Below are 18,236 nucleotides of genomic sequence, written 5' to 3'. Positions count from 1 at the left end.
AGATCTGGTAGTTAAATGTTCAAGCATCTGGAAATGAATGAAAGGGTTTCTTCAGTACTGGCGACCGTGGTTATTACGGCGTTTGCACTGTTGCTATGTCTGGGTATCTCGACCGCACCCAAGTATGCCGACTTCATCGTGGGCTACATCAGTTGGACCGCAGATACCAAGTTTCAGGACCAGGTGGTTGCTCCGGTATTCATCGCTGTTCTTTTCTGCGCGTTGCTGTTTTTTACGTCCTTGATGGGGCGTCAGAAGAAACAATTCGGTAGCGACAGCGCGCTGGTTTTTTCCAACCAGCTGTTGTGGTGGTCGCTTCCGGCGATTACCGCTATAGCATGCATGGTGCTTGGGACGGACTTCGAGCCGAAAGTCCTCTACTGCTCGGTGTTTGGCGTCTCGTTTATTGCTTTGGCGGTTACAGTTGGCGCGGTCAAAAAAGTTAATGTCGACCCTCGGGTATTCGGCCTGGGGGCACTCGGCATCCTGTTGCTGGCGCTGGTACAGCTGGAGGTAGTGTTGGCTCTGGGCCGTGCGCCAGCTGCCTGGACCAATGGGGTTGAGCTGTCCAGATACGCCAAGCCTACCTATGGGATAGCCATCGTCGGATGGATCCTGGGTATGGCGTACATCGTGTGGAGCCCCAAGGGTTTTGCACGAATTGCCTCGTGGCTGGTGATGGCCGGTCAATTGGGATTGTCGACCTTTTACCTGGCGCTGTACCCCGCTCGAATACAGGAGCCAGATGGCAGTATTTCCAAGTACGAGACCACGGTCTGGTTGAAGGTACTGGTTATCGCAATGCTGGTCTGGGGCGTGGTGGATGTACTGCGGCGTTTCCGTCGGTATACATCAACTAGCGACATTGCCACGTTGCTGTCGCCTATCGCATTCTTCGGCTTGTTGGTGGGCTTGAAAATGGGCACGACCATTTTCCCCAACATCAGCGCTGACGACTATCACTTCGGTGAAAGCCTGTTGGGCTGGTGGTCCTACCTGCAAGGTGCCATTCCCTACATTGACTATATTCCTGCCCACGGCGTCATCGGTGATGACCTGACCCAGTTCTTGTCATTTGTGTTTTATGACGGTTCTGCCGGCAGCATTATTCATGTCGGTAACCTCAGCATCGCGCTGTTATCGTTTGCTGCATTCCTGTCGCTCTATTATTTTTCGCGAAGTATTGGGCTGGCGTTCGCCGCCATCTTCTTCCTGACGGCCAACATTATCTGGCTGTTTCTGATCCCGTTTCTCTGCCTGTGGCTGAGCCCGTCGTTGCGCCAGCGTCCCGAGCGCTGGCTGTTGGTCTGGATGGTCACGGCACCGCTGGTAGTCCTCGGAATTCCGCCACAAGGGCTGCTGCTTGCGGCGGCATCTGGGGTGATGGCTGCTTATTACGCCTGGCACCTCTGGAAAGCGCCACGCCCTCGGAAACTGAAGGGCATTTTGATCGCAAGCGTGGTGCTTCTGGTGTTGGCGGTGGTTACGCCAGCGGGGATCATGCTGTTGGGGGCCATCCGTTATGTCTTGGAAAACGGGCCTATCAATCAGGTGGCTTACGGCGTGCCATGGGCGTTGAGCTGGGAGGGCGCGCGCAAAGGCTTTGTGTTTGAAGCGTTGCGTATGTCCTGGATTGCTATTCCGCTGGCGTGCCTGCTGTTGGTCCATCGCTGGTTCCAAACGCCCGAGCGTCGTCTCGACGCCTTGCTGCCGCTGTTGGTCGTGTTCCTGTTTGCGTTGTTGCTGATCCCTTACTCGATGGGGCGCGTCGATCCAGGCGGTATGTCTCGTCCGGGGCTGGCGGCAAGCTTTGGCTGGGCGATCCTGCTGCCTATCGCGTGTTGGGGCATGCTCAGTGCGCGCAATAAAGTGGTGATGGTTGTTCTGGCCGCGAGCATGAGCGCATCCTTGGGGTTCACGCAGGTGTCGATCAATAACCTGGTCAAATTCACCACGGCCGTTATCAGCACGCAAGGGTTGGGAATCAGTGATGGCGTGGCGGCAGGCCTGCCGAATATCGGCCGGTCCTTTGTACAGCCTCCTCACTGGGACAGGCTGACCCGACTGTCGCGAGTATTGGCAGACAATGTTCCGGCCGGCGAAACCTATCTGGACCTGACCTCCCGCAACGCCCAGTACTTCTACCTGGGCTATCGACCACTGCTGCCGGTCACGGCGGCGTACAACATGGTGTCGCCAGCCCAGCAATTGCGTGCTATCGAGACCCTCAAACAAGACCTGCCGACCATCGCCTTGCTGGAAGGAATGAACATCATCCACGACGGCGGCGGGCTGGCGTTGCGTAACCCATACCTGTACCGGTTCATTGTCGATCATTACGAGCCGTTCTATGTGGATGGCTTCATTCTCGGGCGCAAAAAGGGCAGCGCCTCAGCGCCAGTCACCAGCATCGAGATCCCTTTGATGGACTTCACCGATGCGAACTGGAGCCACGGCATCAATCGCGCTGTCGCAGCGCTCTATGTGTCCGATCCGGGTATGTTGGCGGCGTTGAAGGTGGGTGATCATATTCAGGTCAACCAGAGCGAAATTCGCCGGATTCGCGAGATACGTGTCGCGGGTCAAAGCGTATGGCTGGAGGGCTCGGCGTTGCAGGTTTCGGATGCCGACCCGATAAGCCACCCACGCCTGATCGAGCCTCGCCCCGAAGCGATCGCCGAATACCAGGCAGCCTTGCTGCAGCGCGCTTTTGCATCACCGGACCTGAAGAAAATTCCGGTTGCCTGGGGCCGTTCCCAAGTCTCCCTGAGCAACAAGATGGTCCTGATCAACAATCTGGATAACGTAAAGCCAAGCCTCAATCAGTTGGTGGCACAAGAAAACAGCTACCGAGTGGATGGCGGTGATCCGTCGATGAGTTTCGATTTGTCTGCGTTGAATCTGTCTGGCCACGACGCTGGCCTGCTCAAGTTCGAGTTCCGCTGCTCAGGCCGCGCCGCCGAGCCGCGTATGCAGGTGTTCTGGTGGGGTGATGGGCAGCAGGGGCCGCTCGAAGCCTCCAGTGTTCGTTTCAATGCAGAGGACGGGACGTTGATCGTGCCATTGGATGCGTCACCGCGCTGGTTGACGTTGCAGCACGTGAAGGGCATCCGGATTGATCTGGACAATGCTGGCGCCTGCAGCAGTTTCAAGGTCGATAACCTGGGGCTGTATCAGCGACAGCACTGATGTAAGTTGCGCTAAATCCACAAGACCCGATGTCCGTGGCGGACATCGGGTCTTGTCGTTTCAGTACTGTGGGGTACTGCTCAGGTCCACCAATACCGCACCAAATGAAAGAAAATCGGCGCCGCAAAACACACCGAATCCAACCGATCCAGCATCCCGCCGTGTCCTTCGATCATATGCCCCCAGTCCTTCACCCCTCGGTCGCGCTTGATCGCCGACATCACAATCCCGCCGGCAAAGCCCAGCAGGTTGATCAGCAGGGCAATCAGGAATGACTGCCAAGGGTTGAACGGGGTGGTCCACCACAGTGCGGCGCCGATCAGGGAGGACAGCAGGATCCCGCCGACAAAGCCTTCCACGGTCTTCGACGGTGACAGGTTGGGCGCGATTTTGTGTTTGCCGAACAGTTTGCCGCACACGTACTGCAACACGTCCGAGAGCTGCACCACGATCACCAGGTAGGCGATCAGCAGCAGGTTGCGGCCCTCGTAGCCGACGATGTCGAGGGTCAGCAGGGCGGGTACGAAGGAGACGCAGAACACCGCGATCATCAGCCCCCACTGTACTTTCGATGCGCGCTCCAGGAAGTGCGTGCTGTCGCCGCCCAGCGAGGCAAGGATGGGCAGCAGGAGGAACACGTAGACCGGAATAAAGATCGAGAACAGGCCGTACCAGTCAAAGTAGATCAGCAGGTATTGCAGGGGCAGCGCCAGGTAGAACGCGGCGACCAGTGCGGGGTAGTCGCTGCGGCGGGTGGGCGTAAGGGTGAGGAATTCGCGCAGGGCGTAGAACGACACGGCGTAGAACAGCAGGATTACCGCGCCGGTGCCGAGCCAGAAGGCGACGCCGATCACCACCACCATCACCCACCAGGCATTGATGCGGGCGTTGAGGTTGTCGATCACCGCATTGGGTGTGCCACGGGTGCGCAGCTTGAGGATCAGGCCGATCAGCGAGGCGAGCACCAGGATCATGCCGATGCCGCCGAACAACATCAGGGTTTGGCTATCCATGTCAGGAATGCTCCGGGGCGAGGGCGAGCAGGGCGTCGCGGCTGCGGGCAAGAAACAGGGCCTTGTCTTCACCGTCTGCAAGCTGCAGCGGTGCGCCAAAGCTGGTGGTGCACAACAGCGGCAGTGGCAGCACACGGCCCTTGGGCATCACGCGGTTGAGGTTGGCGATCCACACGGGGATCAGTTGCGCCTGTGGGTAACTTTTTGCCAGGTGATACAGGCCGCTCTTGAAGGGCAGCAGGCCATCCTCCAGGTTGCGCGTGCCTTCGGGGAAAATGATCAGCGAATCGCCGTGTTCCAGGGCTTCGAGCATCGGTTGCAACGGGTTATCCACAGGGTCTTTGCGTTCGCGGTCGATCAGCACGCCGTTGAATACCCGGTTGATGATGTAGCGGCGCAGTGCGCTCTTGTTCCAGTAGTCGGTGCCGGCCACCGGGCGCGTGGCCTTGCGCAGGTTCTGCGGCAACGACGCCCACAGCAGCACGAAGTCGCCGTGGCTGCTGTGGTTGGCAAAGTAGATGCGCTGCACGGGTTCTGGGGCGCAGCCCAGCCACAGGCTGCGGGCGCCGGTCACTGTGCGGGCCATGGAGGTAATCAGGGTCGCGACCAGGGGTTCGAACATAAGGATTCCTTATCCGGCGAAGGGCAGCCACGGGCTGGCCAGGATGACGGCCAATGTCAGTAACACTTGCGCACCCAGCAGGTAGGCCTGTTTGCGCAGCAATTTGAGGGCGCCACGCCGGCGTTCGGTCCAGGGCCGGCTTGCGCGGTCGGCGGGTTGCAGGCCCAGGGTTTGCAGAGTCTGGTCCAGCTCGCTGGTGCGTTCTATGTCCTTGGCCATCAGCGCAAACAGGTCGGCGTCGAAGGCCACCCGTAGCGCCCAGTACTTTTGCAGCAGCCCGAGGACAATCATCCACAGGCTGAGCAACAGGCAGATCGGCGTGATACTGACCATCAACAATTGCGCCAGGCCAAACAGTACCCCGAGCAGGGTCAGGCCTGTGGATAACTGATCCAGCGAACGGCCGCGGCGCAGCAGGCTGGCGACTACCTGGAGTTGCATATCAGCGGGCATAGGGCAGTGCTCCCAAGGCTTGGCGGTGATCGGCATGCAGGACCACATCCGATCGTGCTGTACGAATAATAGCCAGTGCCTCGTCCACCGTGGCCGCCCGTCCGCTGTGCAGCAGCCAGGCCGCCACGGCGCTGGCGCTGCGGGAATAGCCGAGGGCACAGCACACCAGCAACGGGCCGTGCTCGCGCAAGCGCTCGATGGCTTGGGCCGCCTCCAGGCACTGTGCCGGTGTGGGTGCGGTCAGGTCGAGGACGGGCAGGGCATGGTAAGCGCGGCCCTGTGGATAAACAGGCAGTTCGGCACACAGATCGACCACCGCATTGAAAGAACTCAGCTGCGCTGGCGTCGGAATTCGCCCCAACCATACGTTATCCACAACCCGGTCAGGCTGCGGATGCTTGCGCGTCCACAGCCGCGAATTGAGCCACGCCGCCGCGAGATAAGGCGCATACAGCCAGCGTGCTGCCGGGCTGAGGCGGCCATCGGCGCGTTTCTGAAAGCCTGCGGCGCCCAGCAGCCAGTAGTTGAGCGCCACCAGCAACACCGCGACGGCAGGCCACAGCAGCCATAGCCAGGCACTGCCCCCGGTAAAGGCCACTATCGTCAGCACCAGGGCGCCCATGGCGTAGCGCAACCCCAGGCGCCAACGTTTCGGGTCTTTGGCCGGCCGCGCATGCAACAGCGGGCTGGGTTGATCCACCGGCCATAGCCACACACACAGCCAGCCGGCCAGGGCGCCTGTGGGTAAGTCGATAAAGTGGTGTTGGTAAGTGGTCAGCACCGAAATGCCAATCAGCGCGAACCAGCCATGCACCAGCCAGCGCCACAGGCCTTGGCTATGCCGCTGGTACATCACCCACAGGATCACCAGCAAAGCGATATGCAGCGAGGGTGCCTGGTTGAACGGTTTGTCGAACCCGGCCAGTACCGCAAACAGCCAGCCGAACACGCCGTCCATTTCCGGGCGCTCAAAGGTGAAGCGCAGCGGCCATAGCAGGAAGCAGCTCACGGCAATCACCTGCGCACTGAGCAGACGCAGGGCATGTTGTTTGAGCTCATGGCGGCTGTTAGGCAGCAGCAGGGAGAAGCCGTAGAGCAGGTCGATCGACCAGTAGGGCACGATGGTCCAGGCCCAGAACGGCATATGGGTTTCCCAGCCGAATACCAGGGTGCCCACGTCGCTGCGCTGGCTGGTGACCCAGGTGGCAAAGCCGTAGGTGCTGAAAAACAGCGGCGCCAACAGCAGCAGCCAGAGCAGGGCTGGTTTGAAGAGACCTGGTTCGCGCATGGTCAGATCTTCTGCGCCAGCGACACGCTGAAGATGCCCCACTCATCCACACGCTGGGTGATCTTGCGAAAGCCCGCGGCTTCCACCAGTTGATCCATTTCCGCCTGGCTGCGACGGCGCATCACCCAGGCCTGGCCCTGGCGATGGCTGGTCAGGGCGCGGGCGATCAGTTCCAGTTGCGGGTGCCACGGTTGGCCGGTGTACACCAGGTATCCGCCGGGCTCCACGGCTTCGGCCAGCCCTGCCAGGGAACCACCGACCATGGCGTTATCGGCAAACAGTTCGTACAGCCCGGACACCACTGCCAGTGTCGGCGTGGGCGCCAGTGCGGCGAGGTCGGCCCGGTCAAAGGCATCGCCTTTGACGAACTGCGCAATCTCCCCCAGGCCTTTCTCGCGGATCAGCGCGCCACCGTCGCGCACGTTGATATCGCTGTAGTCGCGCAACAGGATTGACTCAGGCAGCGGCGAAACGCCCTGCAAGGCTTCCAGAATGTACCGACCATGCCCTGCGGCAATGTCGACGATGCGCACTTCGCGCCCGTCGTCGCGCAGCTTGGCCATGGCCAGGCGCAACAACTCTTCAACATGCAGTTTGCGCTGGCGAATCCCGCGCCAGCCGATGGAGTTCAGGTAGTTGGTATCAATCATCCGCCCCAGCGCGCCCTTGCCGGTGGGGGTATTGCGGTACACGTAGTCCAGGGTACTGCCCGAGTCGAAGCCGGTGTCGAAGCCCAGCTTCACGCCCTCGGACAGCTTGCGGCCCAGGCCCATGCTGGCGCGGGTCATGCGCCAGTACAGGTCGCGCAGGGAGTTGTGCGGCAGCGGCGCGGCGAGGGATTCGGATTCGGCGCAGGTCGCGCCGATTTTGTCGGCGTCCAGCAGGCTGGCACGGTCCAGCGGATGGGCGAAGTTTTGCAGGATAAAACGCCTGGCGCTGGCCAGTGCCACGGCGCGGTCACGTTCGCCGAGGGTGTCGTGGAAAAAGCCGGGCAGGATGTGCAGTTCCTTTTTCAGGCTGCCAAGCCGCTCGAAGAACTGTTGCTGGGGTTTGCGGTGCACCACAAAGTCCGAGCCGGAGATCAGCAGTTGGGTCGGCACCTGGATCGCCTGGGCATCGGCGACCACGCGGTCGGCCGCTTCGTACAGGCCCAACAGCACATTTACCGAGATCGCCTTGGTGATCAGTGGGTCAGTGTCATAGGACGCGACGCGCTCGGGGTCATGGCTGAGGAACTTGGCCTTGACGTAGCTGTTGACGAAAAAATTGCCGCGAAAGCGCCGCATCAGCGCCAGGCCCGGGCGAGCGAAGGGCACGTAGAGCTTGACCTTGAACGCCGGGGAGGCGAGCACCAGGGCCCTGATATTCGGGGCGTAGTCGTGGACCCAGGTGGCGGCAATCACTGCGCCTACGCTCTGGGCGATCACTGCGAGGTTTTCTGGCGCGATGCCATAGGTGGCGCCGATATGGTCGCAGAAGGTCTGCACGTCCCGCGCGCTGGTGGCGAAGCTCGGGCTGTCGCCACGCTCGCCGGGGGACTGGCCATGGCCACGGGCGTCCCAGGCGAAGAAATCGAACTGTGGCAGGTCCAACTCGTCCACCAGGTGCGCAATGCGCCCGGAATGCTCGTGGCCACGATGGAACAGCAGGATCGCCTGGCGTGGCTCAGGCCCGGTGGCACTGGTCGCGGGCCAATGCCGATAGAAAAGCTCTACGCCGTCATGGGTACTGAAGGTGTGCTGTTGCTGTTCGCGCATCGCAAGATCCTTATGCCGTCGGAGAGATGTCGGATTGTTCTTTGAGGCCCTGGCGCACACGGTTGACTAGGGTGTAGGCGAGCAATGCCGCCACCAGCCACATCACCCCGTCGACCCAGCCGGTGCCGAGCCAGCCCAGGGCCACGCCGGTGGCGAGTACGCCAAGGACAAACGCCCGATCACTCTTGCCCATGGGCCCATCGTAGCGGCGCGAGGCACCGACCATCGGCCCGAGTACGCCGGCGTATTCGCTGAACACCGCCAGCAGCGTCACCAGCAACACCGGCGCCAGGCTGACCCCGGGGAGCAGGGCAAATGGCAGGATCAGCGCGCTGTCGGCGATCACGTCGCACAGTTCATTGAGGTAGGCGCCCAGGCGTGATTGCTGGCCGAATTCCCGGGCGAGCATGCCGTCGATGGCATTGAGGGCCATGCGCAGGATCATCCACAGCGGGATCAGTACGAACACCCAGGCGTGCTGGGCGAACCCCGCGATCAGCAGGCCGACGAGCAACGACACGATCCCGGCCAGCACGGTGATCTGGTTGGCGGTGGTGCCGTTGTCATACAGGCGCTGTACCAGAGGCCGCAGCAGGTTTTGAAAACGCGGTTTGAGCTGATAGATCGAAATCATGAGGGTGACGCTTCCTTGTCCGTGATCCCACGAAAAATCTGCTGTGAGTGTGACGATAAATCGCGGTGCGCACTAGTGATGGCTCCTACAAGGATTCAGGAAACCAGGAAAATTTTCACGGCGCTGTAACGCCCCTGCGGCACCTCACTCTAGTGCTGTGTCGGGACTGGACAAACCGTTCAGCCGACCCCCTACAGACCCATGAGGAATACCACAATGAACTTCAAGAACGCTGTTTCCGGTGCTGCCCTGGCCATTGCTGCCGCCACGATGTTTGCCGGTGTCGCGACCCAGGCGCAGGCCGCCGATGAGGCGAACGTGCATTGCTACGGCGTGACCTCCTGCAAAGGCATGAACGACTGCAAGACCGCTGAAAACGCCTGTAAAGGCCAGGCTGTCTGCAAGGGCCATGGCTTCAAGGCAATGACCAAGGCCGCTTGCGATGCGGCTGGCGGCAAAGTCGGCGAGTAACCGCGAATACGTGATCCCGCAGCGGTGTGCACGTCGCTGCGGACACTTTCCAGGAGTTCGTCATGTCGGTATCGGTTCCTTGCCTGGGCTACGGCCTGGGGCTACGCAGTCATTACTATCAACACATCATCGAGCAGTCGCCGGAGGTGGACTGGTTCGAAATCGTCTCCGAGAATTATCTGGTCCAGGGCGGCAAGGCCCTGTACTACCTGGACGCCATCGCCGAGCGTTATCCGCTGGTGATGCATGGGGTGTCCCTGTCCATTGGCGGCCCCCATCCCCTCGATAGGGACTACCTCAAGCAACTCAAGCAATTGGCCGACCGGGTCAAGCCGGCATGGGTCTCCGATCACCTGTGCTGGAGCCGGGGCAACGCCCATCAACTGCATGACTTGTTGCCGCTGCCCTACACCGAAGAAAGTCTCTACCACGTCGCCACCCGTGTGCGGCAGGTACAGGCGGTGCTGGAGCGGCCGCTGGTATTGGAAAATGTCTCCAGCTATGTGCGATCCAAGGCCGATGAATTCACCGAGTGGGAATTTCTCAGCGCCTTGAGCCACCTCAGCGGTTGCGAGCTGCTGTTGGACGTCAACAACGTGTATGTCAGCTCGCGCAACCATGGCTTCGACGCCTGGACCTTTATCCGCAACCTGCCGCCGCAGAGCATCCGCCAACTGCATTTGGCCGGGCATATGGATTACGGCGACTACGTGGTTGATACCCATGACCATCCGGTGTGTGATCCGGTGTGGCAGCTGTTTCAACAGACACTGGAACACCTGGGACCAGTGGCGACGTTGCTGGAGCGCGATGACCATTTCCCGCCGTTTGCCGAGCTGCTCGACGAGTTGGGCAAGGCCCGTGAGTTGGGGGCGGATGCCTTGGCCCGGAGGTCGCTATGCGCCTGACCGACTGGCAACTGGCGTTTGAACGGCATTTATTGGCAGACGCCGACGACACTGGCTTTGCCGGCACCTTGATCGGTGGCCCGACACTGGATGTCGACACCGGCCTGGCGATCTACCACAACGCCTATCGGGCCCGTTTGCTGGAAGTGATGCAGGGGGATTTTCCGGCGGTGTGGCATTGGCTGGGGGACGACGAGTTTGCCGGGCTGGTGGTGGCCTATGTGCAGTGCTATCCATCCACGCATTTCAGCCTGCGCTGGCTGGGGCAACGGTTTGCAGACTTTATCGACGAGCATCTGGTCGCCGAACAAGCCGCCCCCCTGGTGGAGCTGGCGCGCCTGGAATGGGCCTTTACCCTGGCGTTTGATGCGCCTGCGGGCCAACCCCTGACTCTTGAAGACATGGCCCTGCTGGCGCCCGAGGCCTGGCCGTTATTGCAGGTTGAGTGGACGCCGGCGGTGCAGCAAGTGCTGTGTCGCTTCAACAGCCTGCAGATCTGGCGTGCGGTCAAGGCGCAGGCTGGGTTTCCCGGTAGCCAGGCGTTGCCGCTGGCCGAGGTGTGCCTGATCTGGCGTAACCAACAGGTGTGCCGTTACCGGAGCTTGGAGCCTGCCGAGGCGTACGCCCTGGCCGGGATGGCCGACAGCGGGTGGAGTTTTTCAGAACTGTGCGCGGAATTGGCAGTCACTTATCAAGAGGGCGCGCCGCTGCAAGCTGTCACGTGGTTGAAACAGTGGGTTGAGGACGGTTTGCTGCAACGTCGGGCACCATAAAAGGGCGTTATCGAACCGATAGCCTGCTACTTTTTGTGGATGGTCTACCCTCATTTCGGACGTCTGAAACAAGGGGGGACTATTCATGCTCGCGCAACTTCCACCGGCCTTACAGAATCTTCAGCTACCGCTGCGTCTGCGACTCTGGGATGGCCATGAATTCAACCTGGGCCCGGAGCCCAGCGTTACCATCGTGGTCAAGGATCCGGTGATGGTGACGCAACTGACCCACCCCACGCTCGATTCCCTGGGCGCTGCTTTCGTTGAAGGCAAACTGGAGCTGGAAGGCTCGATCAGCGATGTAATCCGGGTGTGTGACGAATTGAGCCACGCACTGCTCGAGGAGGACGAGCACGCCGGCCCGGTGCGTTCGATTCACGACAAGGCTACGGATGCGGCCGCGATTTCCTACCACTATGACCTGTCGAACGAGTTCTACCAGCTCTGGCTGGACCGCGACATGGCCTATTCCTGCGGTTACTTCGAGACCGGCAGCGAATCCCTCGACCAAGCCCAACAAGACAAATTCCGCCACCTGTGCCGCAAGCTACGCCTGCAGCCTGGGGAGTACCTGCTGGATGTCGGTTGTGGCTGGGGCGGGTTGGCGCGTTATGCGGCCCGCGAGTTCGGGGTCAAGGTGTTCGGCATCACCCTGAGCAAGGAGCAATTGGCACTGGCCAAGGAGCGGGTAATCGCTGAGGGCCTGGAAGACCTGGTTGAGTTGAAATTGCTCGACTACCGCGACCTGCCCCAGGACGGGCGGTTCGACAAAGTCGTCAGCGTCGGCATGTTCGAGCACGTTGGCCACGCCAACCTGGCGCAGTACTGCCAGACCCTGTTCGGCGCCGTGCGTGAAGGGGGGCTGGTGCTCAACCACGGCATCACCGCCAAACATACTGATGGCCGCCCGGTGGGGCGCGGTGCCGGCGAGTTTATCGAGCGTTACGTGTTCCCCAATGGTGAGCTGCCGCACCTGGTGATGATCAGCGCCGAAATCAGCGAAGTCGGCCTGGAAGTGGTCGACGTGGAAAGCCTGCGCCTGCATTACGCACGCACCCTCGACCACTGGAGCGAACGCCTGGAAGACAACCTGGAGGCGGCGGCAAAAATGGTCCCGGCCCAGGTACTGCGCATCTGGCGCCTGTACCTGGCGGGTTGCGCCTATGCGTTTGCGCGTGGGTGGATCAACCTGCACCAGATCCTGGCGGTCAAGCCCCATGCCGATGGCAGCCATGAGTTGCCGTGGACGCGGGAAGATCTCTACCGCTGAGCCAACCGATGGCTGAGTGTGGGAGCTGGCAAGCCAGCTCCCACCTTCTGTCCGGCGCAATTTATAAGATAGGGGAAATCAGCCGCGCCACGCGCATGCCCAGTTGCTGCAGGCGGCGGGTCTGCTGGCTTTCTTCCTGGCTGGTTTCGTGGGCCTGGGCGAAGTCATCCAACAGCATGTGTTCCACCTCGCTGGCGAAGGCTTCGTCGACTGTCAGCAACATCACTTCGAAGTTGAGGCGGAACGAACGGTTATCCAGGTTCGCACTGCCGATGGCGCTGATTTCCCGATCTACCAGCACCACTTTCTGATGCAAAAAACCCGGTTTGTAGCGGAACACCCGGACCCCGGCGCGAACCGCTTCAATCGCGTACAGGCTGGAGGCGGCGTACACAATGCGATGGTCGGGGCGTGACGGCAGTAGTAAGCGCACGTCCACGCCACGCAACACCGCCAGGCGCAGCGCGGCGAATACCGCTTCATCGGGGATGAAATACGGGCTGGTGATCCACACCCGCTCAGTCGCCGCATGAATGGCTTCGACGAAAAACAGCGAACAGGTTTCATACGGGTCCGCCGGACCGCTGGCCAGTAATTGGCAGAGCACGCCGTCATCGGCATAGGTATCGGGCAGGATCAGCGGCGGCAGTTCGCGCGCGGCCCAGAACCAGTCTTCGGCAAACGATTCTTGCAGGCACGCCACCACGGGGCCGCTGACTTGCACATGGGTGTCGCGCCAGGGGGCGAGCGGCGACTTCTTGCCCATGTATTCGTCGCCGACGTTATGCCCGCCGACAAAACCGGTCAGGCCATCGACCACGACAATCTTGCGGTGGTTACGGAAATTCACCTGAAAGCGATTGAGCCAGCCGCTGCGGGTGGCAAACGCCTTGATCTGCACCCCGGCATCGCGCAGCGATTGCACATAGCGGTGGGGCAGGGAGTGGCTGCCGATGCGGTCATACAGCACGTAGATGGCTACACCTTCGGCGGCTTTGGCCTTGAGCAGTGCATGCAGTTGGCGCCCCAGTTCATCGTCATGAATGATGAAGAACTGCACCAACACGGCAGTCTTGGCGGCGCGGATGGCGTCGAAGATGGCGCTGAAGGTGGCGTCGCCATTGACCAGCAAACGCACCTGGTTGTTCGCCAGGCACGGCATGCGTCCCAGCTTGGGCATGGCGCGCAGGGAGGCGTAGGCCTGGGAGTTACGCGCAGCCAGGGCTTCTTCGACCCAAGGGCGCCAGTTCAACTCAGTGATTGCCTTGTGCATTTCCTGGTTGGCCTGGCGCCGCGCCTGGATATAGGCGTCGAAGCTGCTGCGGCCAAAGATCAGGTAGGGGATCAGCGTCAGGTACGGCATGAACATCAGCGACAGTGCCCAGGCGATTGAGCCTTGGGCGGTACGCACGGTGAGCACCGCGTGCAGGGCAGCCAGCGAGCCGAGAAAATGCAGGGTTGCGATGAAGTAGCCAAGCAAGTGCGGGCCGAAGAAATCCATGGGCAACGGTACTCCTGACAATCCAATGCGTAACAGACCATGTTCGGCGGCGATTGTCGCTATTTTATTGAGCATGCAACGCCGACCACTTTACGACGTCTAACGCCGACAATTACCCAGGAGTTACCCGATGAATGCTCGTCTGCTTGGTTTGGCCATGGTTGTTGGTTTGACGCTGCCGGTGGCAGCGCAGGCGCAGATGTTGGCGCCGGGCTTGTGGGAATTGACCACCAGCAATATGAAAGTCGATAACCAGAATCTGCCGGACTTGTCGTTGATCCTCGGTCAACTGAAGCAACAGATGACCCCGGAACAACGCGCAATGCTGGAAAAACAAGGCATCACCATGGCTGGCAAGGGCGTGCAGGTCTGCCTGACCCCGGCCCAGGTGGCCTCTGATTCCATCCCGCTGACCGACCCGCAGTCGGGTTGCAAGCAAGAGGTCACAGACAAGACCGGCAACCAGTGGAAATTCCGCTTCAGTTGCCCGAAAGCCCAGGGCACTGGCGTGGCCACGTTCCAGAGCCAGAAGGCGTTCACCACCACGGTCAACGGTACTTTCAATGCCACCGGCGTGCAGCAGAACGGCAGCCTCGACACCCATGCGCAGTGGCTGGGCAACGACTGTGGCACGGTCAAACCCCGGGCCTGAACGGCTCCTGGGTTTTAGCGCAGAAAATGCAGGGGCAGCCCCTGGCAACTGTCGATCACCTGCCCCTGGTGCCAGGCCACATGGCCTGACACCAGAGTAGTGCTGACGCTATGGCGAAAGCTGCGCTCGGCAAAGGGTGTCCAGCCGCAGCGGGCGAGGATCGGTTGGCTGCTCACCGGTTTGCCTTCGGGCTCGGGTTTGATCAGCACCAGGTCGGCCCAGTAGCCCTCGCGCAGGTACCCCCGGTCGGGAATGGCGAACAGGTCGGCAACGCGATGACTGGTTTTCGCCACCAATGTGGTCAGGGGCAACAGGCCGTCCGCCACCAACTCCATCAATGCCGGTAGCGCATGTTGCACCAGGGGTAACCCCGCTGGTGCCTCGCGGTACGGCCGCTGTTTTTGCTCCCATGTATGAGGCGCGTGGTCGGTGCCGATCACATCCAGGCGATTGCTCAGCAGTGCCAGGCGTAGGGCATTGCGGTCGGCCCGGGTTTTGATCGCCGGGTTGCATTTGATCTGGTGGCCGAGGCGGGCGTAGTCGCGGTCGTCGAACAGTAAGTGGTGCACGCACACTTCTGCCGTGATGCGTTTTTCTGCCAGCGGTTTATCTTCAAATAACGACAGTTCCCGGGCGCTGGTCAGGTGCAGCACATGCAAGCGCGTGCCGTGGCGGCGCGCCAGCTCCACGGCCAGGGACGAGGAGCGATAGCAGGCTTCGGCATCGCGGATCAGCGGGTGGGCGACGGCGGGGATCGCCTCGCCAAACCGGTTTCGCAAGCGTTGTTCATTGGCCTGGATGCTCGGCGTGTGCTCGCAATGGGCGAGGAGAATGGTCGGCACCTCAGCAAATAAACGCTCCAGGACGCGTGGATCATCCACCAGCATATTGCCGGTGGAGGCGCCCATAAACACTTTGACTCCGGCGACCTGCCGCGGATCAAGGGCAGCCACGGTGTCGAGGTTGTCGTTGCTGACACCAAAGTGAAACCCGTAATTGGCTACCGAGTGCAGTGCGGCGCGGCGTTTTTTGTCGGCCAGAGCTTCCAGGGTCAAGGTCGCGGGCTGGGTGTTGGGCATATCCATGAAACTGGTAATGCCCCCGGCCACTGCGGCGCGGGACTCGCTGTAAAAACTGCCTTTGTCCGGCGCGCCAGGTTCGCGGAAATGCACCTGGTCGTCGATCATGCCCGGCAGCAGCCATTGGCCTTGGGCATCAATCTCAATCTCGGCCGTTTGCCCCTGGATGCAGCTGGCGATTTTTTCGATACGGCCATTGGCGACCAGCACGTCGGCATCGAATTCCTGGCCCTCATTCACCAGGCGGGCGTTGCGGATCAGCAAGCGGCTCATGTTTAGAACTCGTTTTGCAGGGCTTTGTAGCCGCGCACCAGGTCGACATTGGTACGCGCCACGTCTTCGGAAAACTCCGATGCGCTGATGCTCACGGGCGGGAACTGCGACAGATCGGTGTTGGGGCCGATGCGCGTGGTGGACGGCACATAGAACGCGGCGGGCAAGTCGCGGCCATCGACCACCGAGTTATGCCGCACCACGCAGCCATCACCGACCACACAGTTGAACAGCACACTGTTGAAGCCGATAAACACCCGGTCGCCGACAGTGCAGGGGCCGTGGACAATCGAGCGATGGGCGATCGAGCTGAACTCGCCGATAGTCACCGCCGCACCGGATTTGGAGTGGATCACCACGCCGTCCTGGATATTGGAATTGGCGCCGATGGTGATCGGGTCCATGTCGCCGGTGGCATCGACTTCGTCGGCGCGGATCACCGCATAGGGGCCGACAAATACATTCTCGCCGATGATCACCTTGCCGCAGATGATCGCGGTTTTATCGACGTAGGCCGACTCGGCAATGACCGGCAGATCGCCGGAAGGGTTCTTGCGGATCATGCTGTAGGTTCCTTGAGAGGCGCGGTGATGATGTGCACTTGATCGTTTTCGATAGCGTTGTAAAAACAGGTGGGTCGGCCGGTATGACAGGCAGGGCCTTGTTGGTCGACGATCAGCAACACGGCATCGCCGTCGCAATCCAGGCGTGCTTCGATCAACTGCTGCTGGTGGCCAGAGCTTTCGCCTTTGCGCCACAACTGCTGGCGCGAGCGTGACCAGTAGCAGACCTGGCCGCTGGCGAGGGTCTCGTCGAGGGCCTGGCGGTTCATCCAGGCCAGCATCAACACTGCACCGCTGCCGTGTTGCTGGGCGATGGCGGCGATCAGGCCGTCACTGTTCCACGGCAGGGCATCCAATACGGGGGCCAGGGGAAAACGGCTACCCACGGCTGCCGCTTCCAGGTCGAGCATCGTCAGTTTCATGGGGTGCCCGAGGCGCCTCTCGTCCAATGGCTTTCGGCCACGGCGTCATGGGCGTGCAGGCTTTCGGCGTGGATGACTTTGAGTTGGATGGCTTGCACCGCATCCGAGCGTTTCAGTGCCAGGTTCAAGCGGCGCGCGGCGTCTTCGCAAAACATCAGGTTCTGGCCGTTGGCCAGGGCGAACGCCTGTTCATCGGCGCGCTTTACAGCGGTTTGTACGGCGGTGCCGAGGGCTGCTTCGGCCTGGTCGATCAAGGCTGTCAGGGGCAAGGCTTGGACGTCGGGTTGCAGATGGACCTGCAACAGCGCACTGCTGCGTTGGCTATGGGGCGTGGCGACGATGCCATTGGCGCTGCCAAGCCAGGCCAGTACATCTTCGTGTTGCAACGACTTGTTGCCGAAGTGATCGACAAATTGCTGTTGAATCAACTGCCTGGCGAGGGCCGCAGAGCATGGGCAGGTGGAAGAGTAGGTCACGTCAATTTTTAGTTCCACGTGGAACATCTGTTTTTCCAGACGCGCTTCGATGGTCACCGGGTAAGTCTTCCAGCCCGATAGCGGGCTGACCAACGCCGGGCGTTTGAGCAGCAAATCGGTGTGAATCCGCAGGTAGGCGCTGCTCGATAACCCTTCATGGCTATCGAGAAATCGCTGCAACACCTGACGCAGCTGCGCCGGTTGCAGGTCTTGTTGCTCGAGCATTTCCAACGCCAGGTACAGGCGCGACATATGAATTCCCCGCGCCTCGCCGTCATCCAGGCTCACGCCGGCATCGGCCTTGGCACTCAAACGTTGGCCGTCGATCAGGATGGGAAGAGCAATGCCGCACATACCCACCCAGTCGAGGGGCAAGGCTTGGCGAGAAGCCTGCGCGGCGATATCGGGCAGAGTCAGCGCATTCATGAGCAGGTCCATCGTTGGAGATAATCCGACATGTTATAGTATAACAATTAGATCGACGATGATTTTTCTACGACCGCTCTAGCACCCGCTGATACGGCTGCAGGTGAACTTGGCGCTGGAGCCTCCGGAACTGGAGAACCGGTTGATCGTGGTCCAGCCCACACGCCGTGTGTAGCCGACCCACGCCTCACCGTCTGAGGCCAGCCCGGTAAAGAACGTCAATTGGCCGTAGCGGCTATTGGTCTGCGCCCAGTAACGCTTGCCGATCACCTCGAATCCGCGCAAATACGTGGTGTTGCCTGCGGTCGCGACACTGTAGGCATTGCCCTGGGCATCGACACAGGCCAGCAGGGTGGCGCTGCGGGTGCACGTGGCCAGGGGGCTGGCTACTTGGGCGCCGGCCTGGGTCGCTACCAGCAGCAACACACCGCATAACAGGGATTTCATCGCGTTTCTCGGGGCCTGG

Annotated in this window: 18 protein-coding genes; 6 read left to right on the top strand and 12 right to left on the bottom strand. The window is 61.0% G+C overall.

Going from position 1 to position 18,236, the window contains the following annotated elements; all coding sequences use genetic code 11:
- Positions 1-15: 15 nt before the first annotated feature.
- Positions 16-3,189 (top strand): hypothetical protein, encoded by a 3,174-nt coding sequence (locus HBO24_RS17950; protein ID WP_170060063.1) that lies wholly within the window; start codon positions 16-18, stop codon positions 3,187-3,189.
- 80 nt (positions 3,190-3,269) lie between these two features.
- Here HBO24_RS17950 and HBO24_RS17945 read toward each other — a convergent pair whose 3' ends face one another.
- Genes HBO24_RS17945 through HBO24_RS17920 form a run of 6 tightly spaced genes read right to left on the bottom strand, consistent with a single transcriptional unit; the run spans position 3,270 to position 8,956 of the window.
- The gene (locus HBO24_RS17945; protein WP_115129328.1) at positions 3,270-4,202 is read right to left on the bottom strand and encodes a phosphatidate cytidylyltransferase; all 933 of its coding nucleotides are present in this window, start codon (positions 4,200-4,202) and stop codon (positions 3,270-3,272) included.
- A 1-nt stretch (position 4,203) separates the two neighbouring features.
- Entirely contained in the window at positions 4,204-4,824 is a 621-nt protein-coding gene (locus HBO24_RS17940; protein WP_057440592.1) for a lysophospholipid acyltransferase family protein, read from the bottom strand.
- A gap of 9 nt (positions 4,825-4,833) precedes the next feature.
- Entirely contained in the window at positions 4,834-5,277 is a 444-nt protein-coding gene (locus tag HBO24_RS17935; protein WP_057440591.1) for a hypothetical protein, read from the bottom strand.
- Entirely contained in the window at positions 5,267-6,565 is a 1,299-nt protein-coding gene (locus HBO24_RS17930) for a phosphatase PAP2/dual specificity phosphatase family protein (protein WP_057440590.1), read from the bottom strand. The genes HBO24_RS17935 and HBO24_RS17930 overlap by 11 nt, the downstream gene beginning before the upstream one ends.
- A gap of 2 nt (positions 6,566-6,567) precedes the next feature.
- Complete coding sequence (locus tag HBO24_RS17925) at positions 6,568-8,322, bottom strand: bifunctional alpha/beta hydrolase/class I SAM-dependent methyltransferase (RefSeq protein WP_057440589.1); 1,755 nt, start codon at positions 8,320-8,322, stop codon at positions 6,568-6,570.
- 10 nt (positions 8,323-8,332) lie between these two features.
- Complete coding sequence (locus HBO24_RS17920; protein WP_057440588.1) at positions 8,333-8,956, bottom strand: CDP-alcohol phosphatidyltransferase family protein; 624 nt, start codon at positions 8,954-8,956, stop codon at positions 8,333-8,335.
- A gap of 216 nt (positions 8,957-9,172) precedes the next feature.
- Between HBO24_RS17920 and HBO24_RS17915 the strand changes: the two genes are divergently transcribed.
- The 4 genes from HBO24_RS17915 to cfaB all read left to right on the top strand — a co-directional run bounded on the left by HBO24_RS17915 (position 9,173) and on the right by cfaB (position 12,378).
- Positions 9,173-9,427: a hypothetical protein gene (locus HBO24_RS17915; protein WP_057440587.1), complete on the top strand. Its 255-nt coding sequence runs from the start codon at positions 9,173-9,175 to the stop codon at positions 9,425-9,427.
- 62 nt (positions 9,428-9,489) lie between these two features.
- The gene (locus tag HBO24_RS17910) at positions 9,490-10,335 is read left to right on the top strand and encodes a DUF692 domain-containing protein (RefSeq protein ID WP_057440586.1); all 846 of its coding nucleotides are present in this window, start codon (positions 9,490-9,492) and stop codon (positions 10,333-10,335) included.
- A complete protein-coding gene (locus HBO24_RS17905; RefSeq protein ID WP_057440585.1) occupies positions 10,326-11,108 on the top strand; it encodes a DNA-binding domain-containing protein in 783 nt (260 codons plus the stop codon). Before HBO24_RS17910 ends, HBO24_RS17905 begins: the two co-directional genes overlap by 10 nt.
- A gap of 85 nt (positions 11,109-11,193) precedes the next feature.
- Positions 11,194-12,378, top strand: a complete 1,185-nt coding sequence (gene cfaB / locus HBO24_RS17900; RefSeq protein WP_170060062.1) for a C17 cyclopropane fatty acid synthase CfaB — start codon at positions 11,194-11,196, stop codon at positions 12,376-12,378.
- 61 nt (positions 12,379-12,439) lie between these two features.
- On the opposite strand, the gene cls is transcribed toward cfaB, so the two are convergent.
- Positions 12,440-13,879, bottom strand: coding sequence for a cardiolipin synthase (gene cls, locus HBO24_RS17895; protein ID WP_170060061.1), 1,440 nt, complete (start codon positions 13,877-13,879; stop codon positions 12,440-12,442).
- Positions 13,880-14,009: 130 nt separating this feature from the next.
- On the opposite strand from cls, the gene HBO24_RS17890 reads away from it, so the two are divergent.
- Positions 14,010-14,531 carry a DUF3617 domain-containing protein gene (locus tag HBO24_RS17890; RefSeq protein ID WP_057961218.1) on the top strand — a complete coding sequence of 174 codons (522 nt, stop codon included), beginning with the start codon at positions 14,010-14,012 and terminating at the stop codon, positions 14,529-14,531.
- Between the two features lie 14 nt (positions 14,532-14,545).
- Here the strand turns inward: HBO24_RS17890 and HBO24_RS17885 are convergent, their stop codons facing one another.
- The 5 genes from HBO24_RS17885 to HBO24_RS17865 all read right to left on the bottom strand — a co-directional run bounded on the left by HBO24_RS17885 (position 14,546) and on the right by HBO24_RS17865 (position 18,217).
- Positions 14,546-15,883 carry a dihydroorotase gene (locus tag HBO24_RS17885; protein WP_170060060.1) on the bottom strand — a complete coding sequence of 446 codons (1,338 nt, stop codon included), beginning with the start codon at positions 15,881-15,883 and terminating at the stop codon, positions 14,546-14,548.
- A gap of 2 nt (positions 15,884-15,885) precedes the next feature.
- Complete coding sequence (locus HBO24_RS17880; RefSeq protein WP_057440583.1) at positions 15,886-16,446, bottom strand: DapH/DapD/GlmU-related protein; 561 nt, start codon at positions 16,444-16,446, stop codon at positions 15,886-15,888.
- Positions 16,443-16,868 carry a phosphoribosyl-AMP cyclohydrolase gene (gene hisI, locus HBO24_RS17875; protein WP_057961216.1) on the bottom strand — a complete coding sequence of 142 codons (426 nt, stop codon included), beginning with the start codon at positions 16,866-16,868 and terminating at the stop codon, positions 16,443-16,445. Before hisI ends, HBO24_RS17880 begins: the two co-directional genes overlap by 4 nt.
- Entirely contained in the window at positions 16,865-17,770 is a 906-nt protein-coding gene (gene folE2, locus HBO24_RS17870) for a GTP cyclohydrolase FolE2 (protein WP_170060059.1), read from the bottom strand. The genes hisI and folE2 overlap by 4 nt, the downstream gene beginning before the upstream one ends.
- A gap of 78 nt (positions 17,771-17,848) precedes the next feature.
- Entirely contained in the window at positions 17,849-18,217 is a 369-nt protein-coding gene (locus HBO24_RS17865; protein WP_057440580.1) for a hypothetical protein, read from the bottom strand.
- Between the last annotated feature and the right edge of the window lie 19 nt (positions 18,218-18,236).

The organism is Pseudomonas sp. WS 5410 (assembly GCF_012985645.1).
GTDB classification, from domain to species: Bacteria; Pseudomonadota; Gammaproteobacteria; order Pseudomonadales; family Pseudomonadaceae; genus Aquipseudomonas; species Aquipseudomonas shahriarae.
Note: the sequence above shows the minus strand (reverse complement) of the source record. Positions and strands in the feature narration are given on the sequence as shown.

Bases quoted from the DNA above. Each gene is read 5' to 3' on its own strand.
- HBO24_RS17950 (WP_170060063.1), top strand. From the start codon at position 16: ATGTTCAAGCATCTGGAAATGAATGAAAGGGTTTCTTCAGTACTGGCG.
- HBO24_RS17945 (WP_115129328.1), bottom strand. From the start codon at position 4,202: ATGGATAGCCAAACCCTGATGTTGTTCGGCGGCATCGGCATGATCCTG.
- HBO24_RS17940 (WP_057440592.1), bottom strand. From the start codon at position 4,824: ATGTTCGAACCCCTGGTCGCGACCCTGATTACCTCCATGGCCCGCACA.
- HBO24_RS17935 (WP_057440591.1), bottom strand. From the start codon at position 5,277: ATGCCCGCTGATATGCAACTCCAGGTAGTCGCCAGCCTGCTGCGCCGC.
- HBO24_RS17930 (WP_057440590.1), bottom strand. From the start codon at position 6,565: ATGCGCGAACCAGGTCTCTTCAAACCAGCCCTGCTCTGGCTGCTGCTG.
- HBO24_RS17925 (WP_057440589.1), bottom strand. From the start codon at position 8,322: ATGCGCGAACAGCAACAGCACACCTTCAGTACCCATGACGGCGTAGAG.
- HBO24_RS17920 (WP_057440588.1), bottom strand. From the start codon at position 8,956: ATGATTTCGATCTATCAGCTCAAACCGCGTTTTCAAAACCTGCTGCGG.
- HBO24_RS17915 (WP_057440587.1), top strand. From the start codon at position 9,173: ATGAACTTCAAGAACGCTGTTTCCGGTGCTGCCCTGGCCATTGCTGCC.
- HBO24_RS17910 (WP_057440586.1), top strand. From the start codon at position 9,490: ATGTCGGTATCGGTTCCTTGCCTGGGCTACGGCCTGGGGCTACGCAGT.
- HBO24_RS17905 (WP_057440585.1), top strand. From the start codon at position 10,326: ATGCGCCTGACCGACTGGCAACTGGCGTTTGAACGGCATTTATTGGCA.
- cfaB (WP_170060062.1), top strand. From the start codon at position 11,194: ATGCTCGCGCAACTTCCACCGGCCTTACAGAATCTTCAGCTACCGCTG.
- cls (WP_170060061.1), bottom strand. From the start codon at position 13,879: ATGGATTTCTTCGGCCCGCACTTGCTTGGCTACTTCATCGCAACCCTG.
- HBO24_RS17890 (WP_057961218.1), top strand. From the start codon at position 14,010: ATGAATGCTCGTCTGCTTGGTTTGGCCATGGTTGTTGGTTTGACGCTG.
- HBO24_RS17885 (WP_170060060.1), bottom strand. From the start codon at position 15,883: ATGAGCCGCTTGCTGATCCGCAACGCCCGCCTGGTGAATGAGGGCCAG.
- HBO24_RS17880 (WP_057440583.1), bottom strand. From the start codon at position 16,446: ATGATCCGCAAGAACCCTTCCGGCGATCTGCCGGTCATTGCCGAGTCG.
- hisI (WP_057961216.1), bottom strand. From the start codon at position 16,868: ATGAAACTGACGATGCTCGACCTGGAAGCGGCAGCCGTGGGTAGCCGT.
- folE2 (WP_170060059.1), bottom strand. From the start codon at position 17,770: ATGAATGCGCTGACTCTGCCCGATATCGCCGCGCAGGCTTCTCGCCAA.
- HBO24_RS17865 (WP_057440580.1), bottom strand. From the start codon at position 18,217: ATGAAATCCCTGTTATGCGGTGTGTTGCTGCTGGTAGCGACCCAGGCC.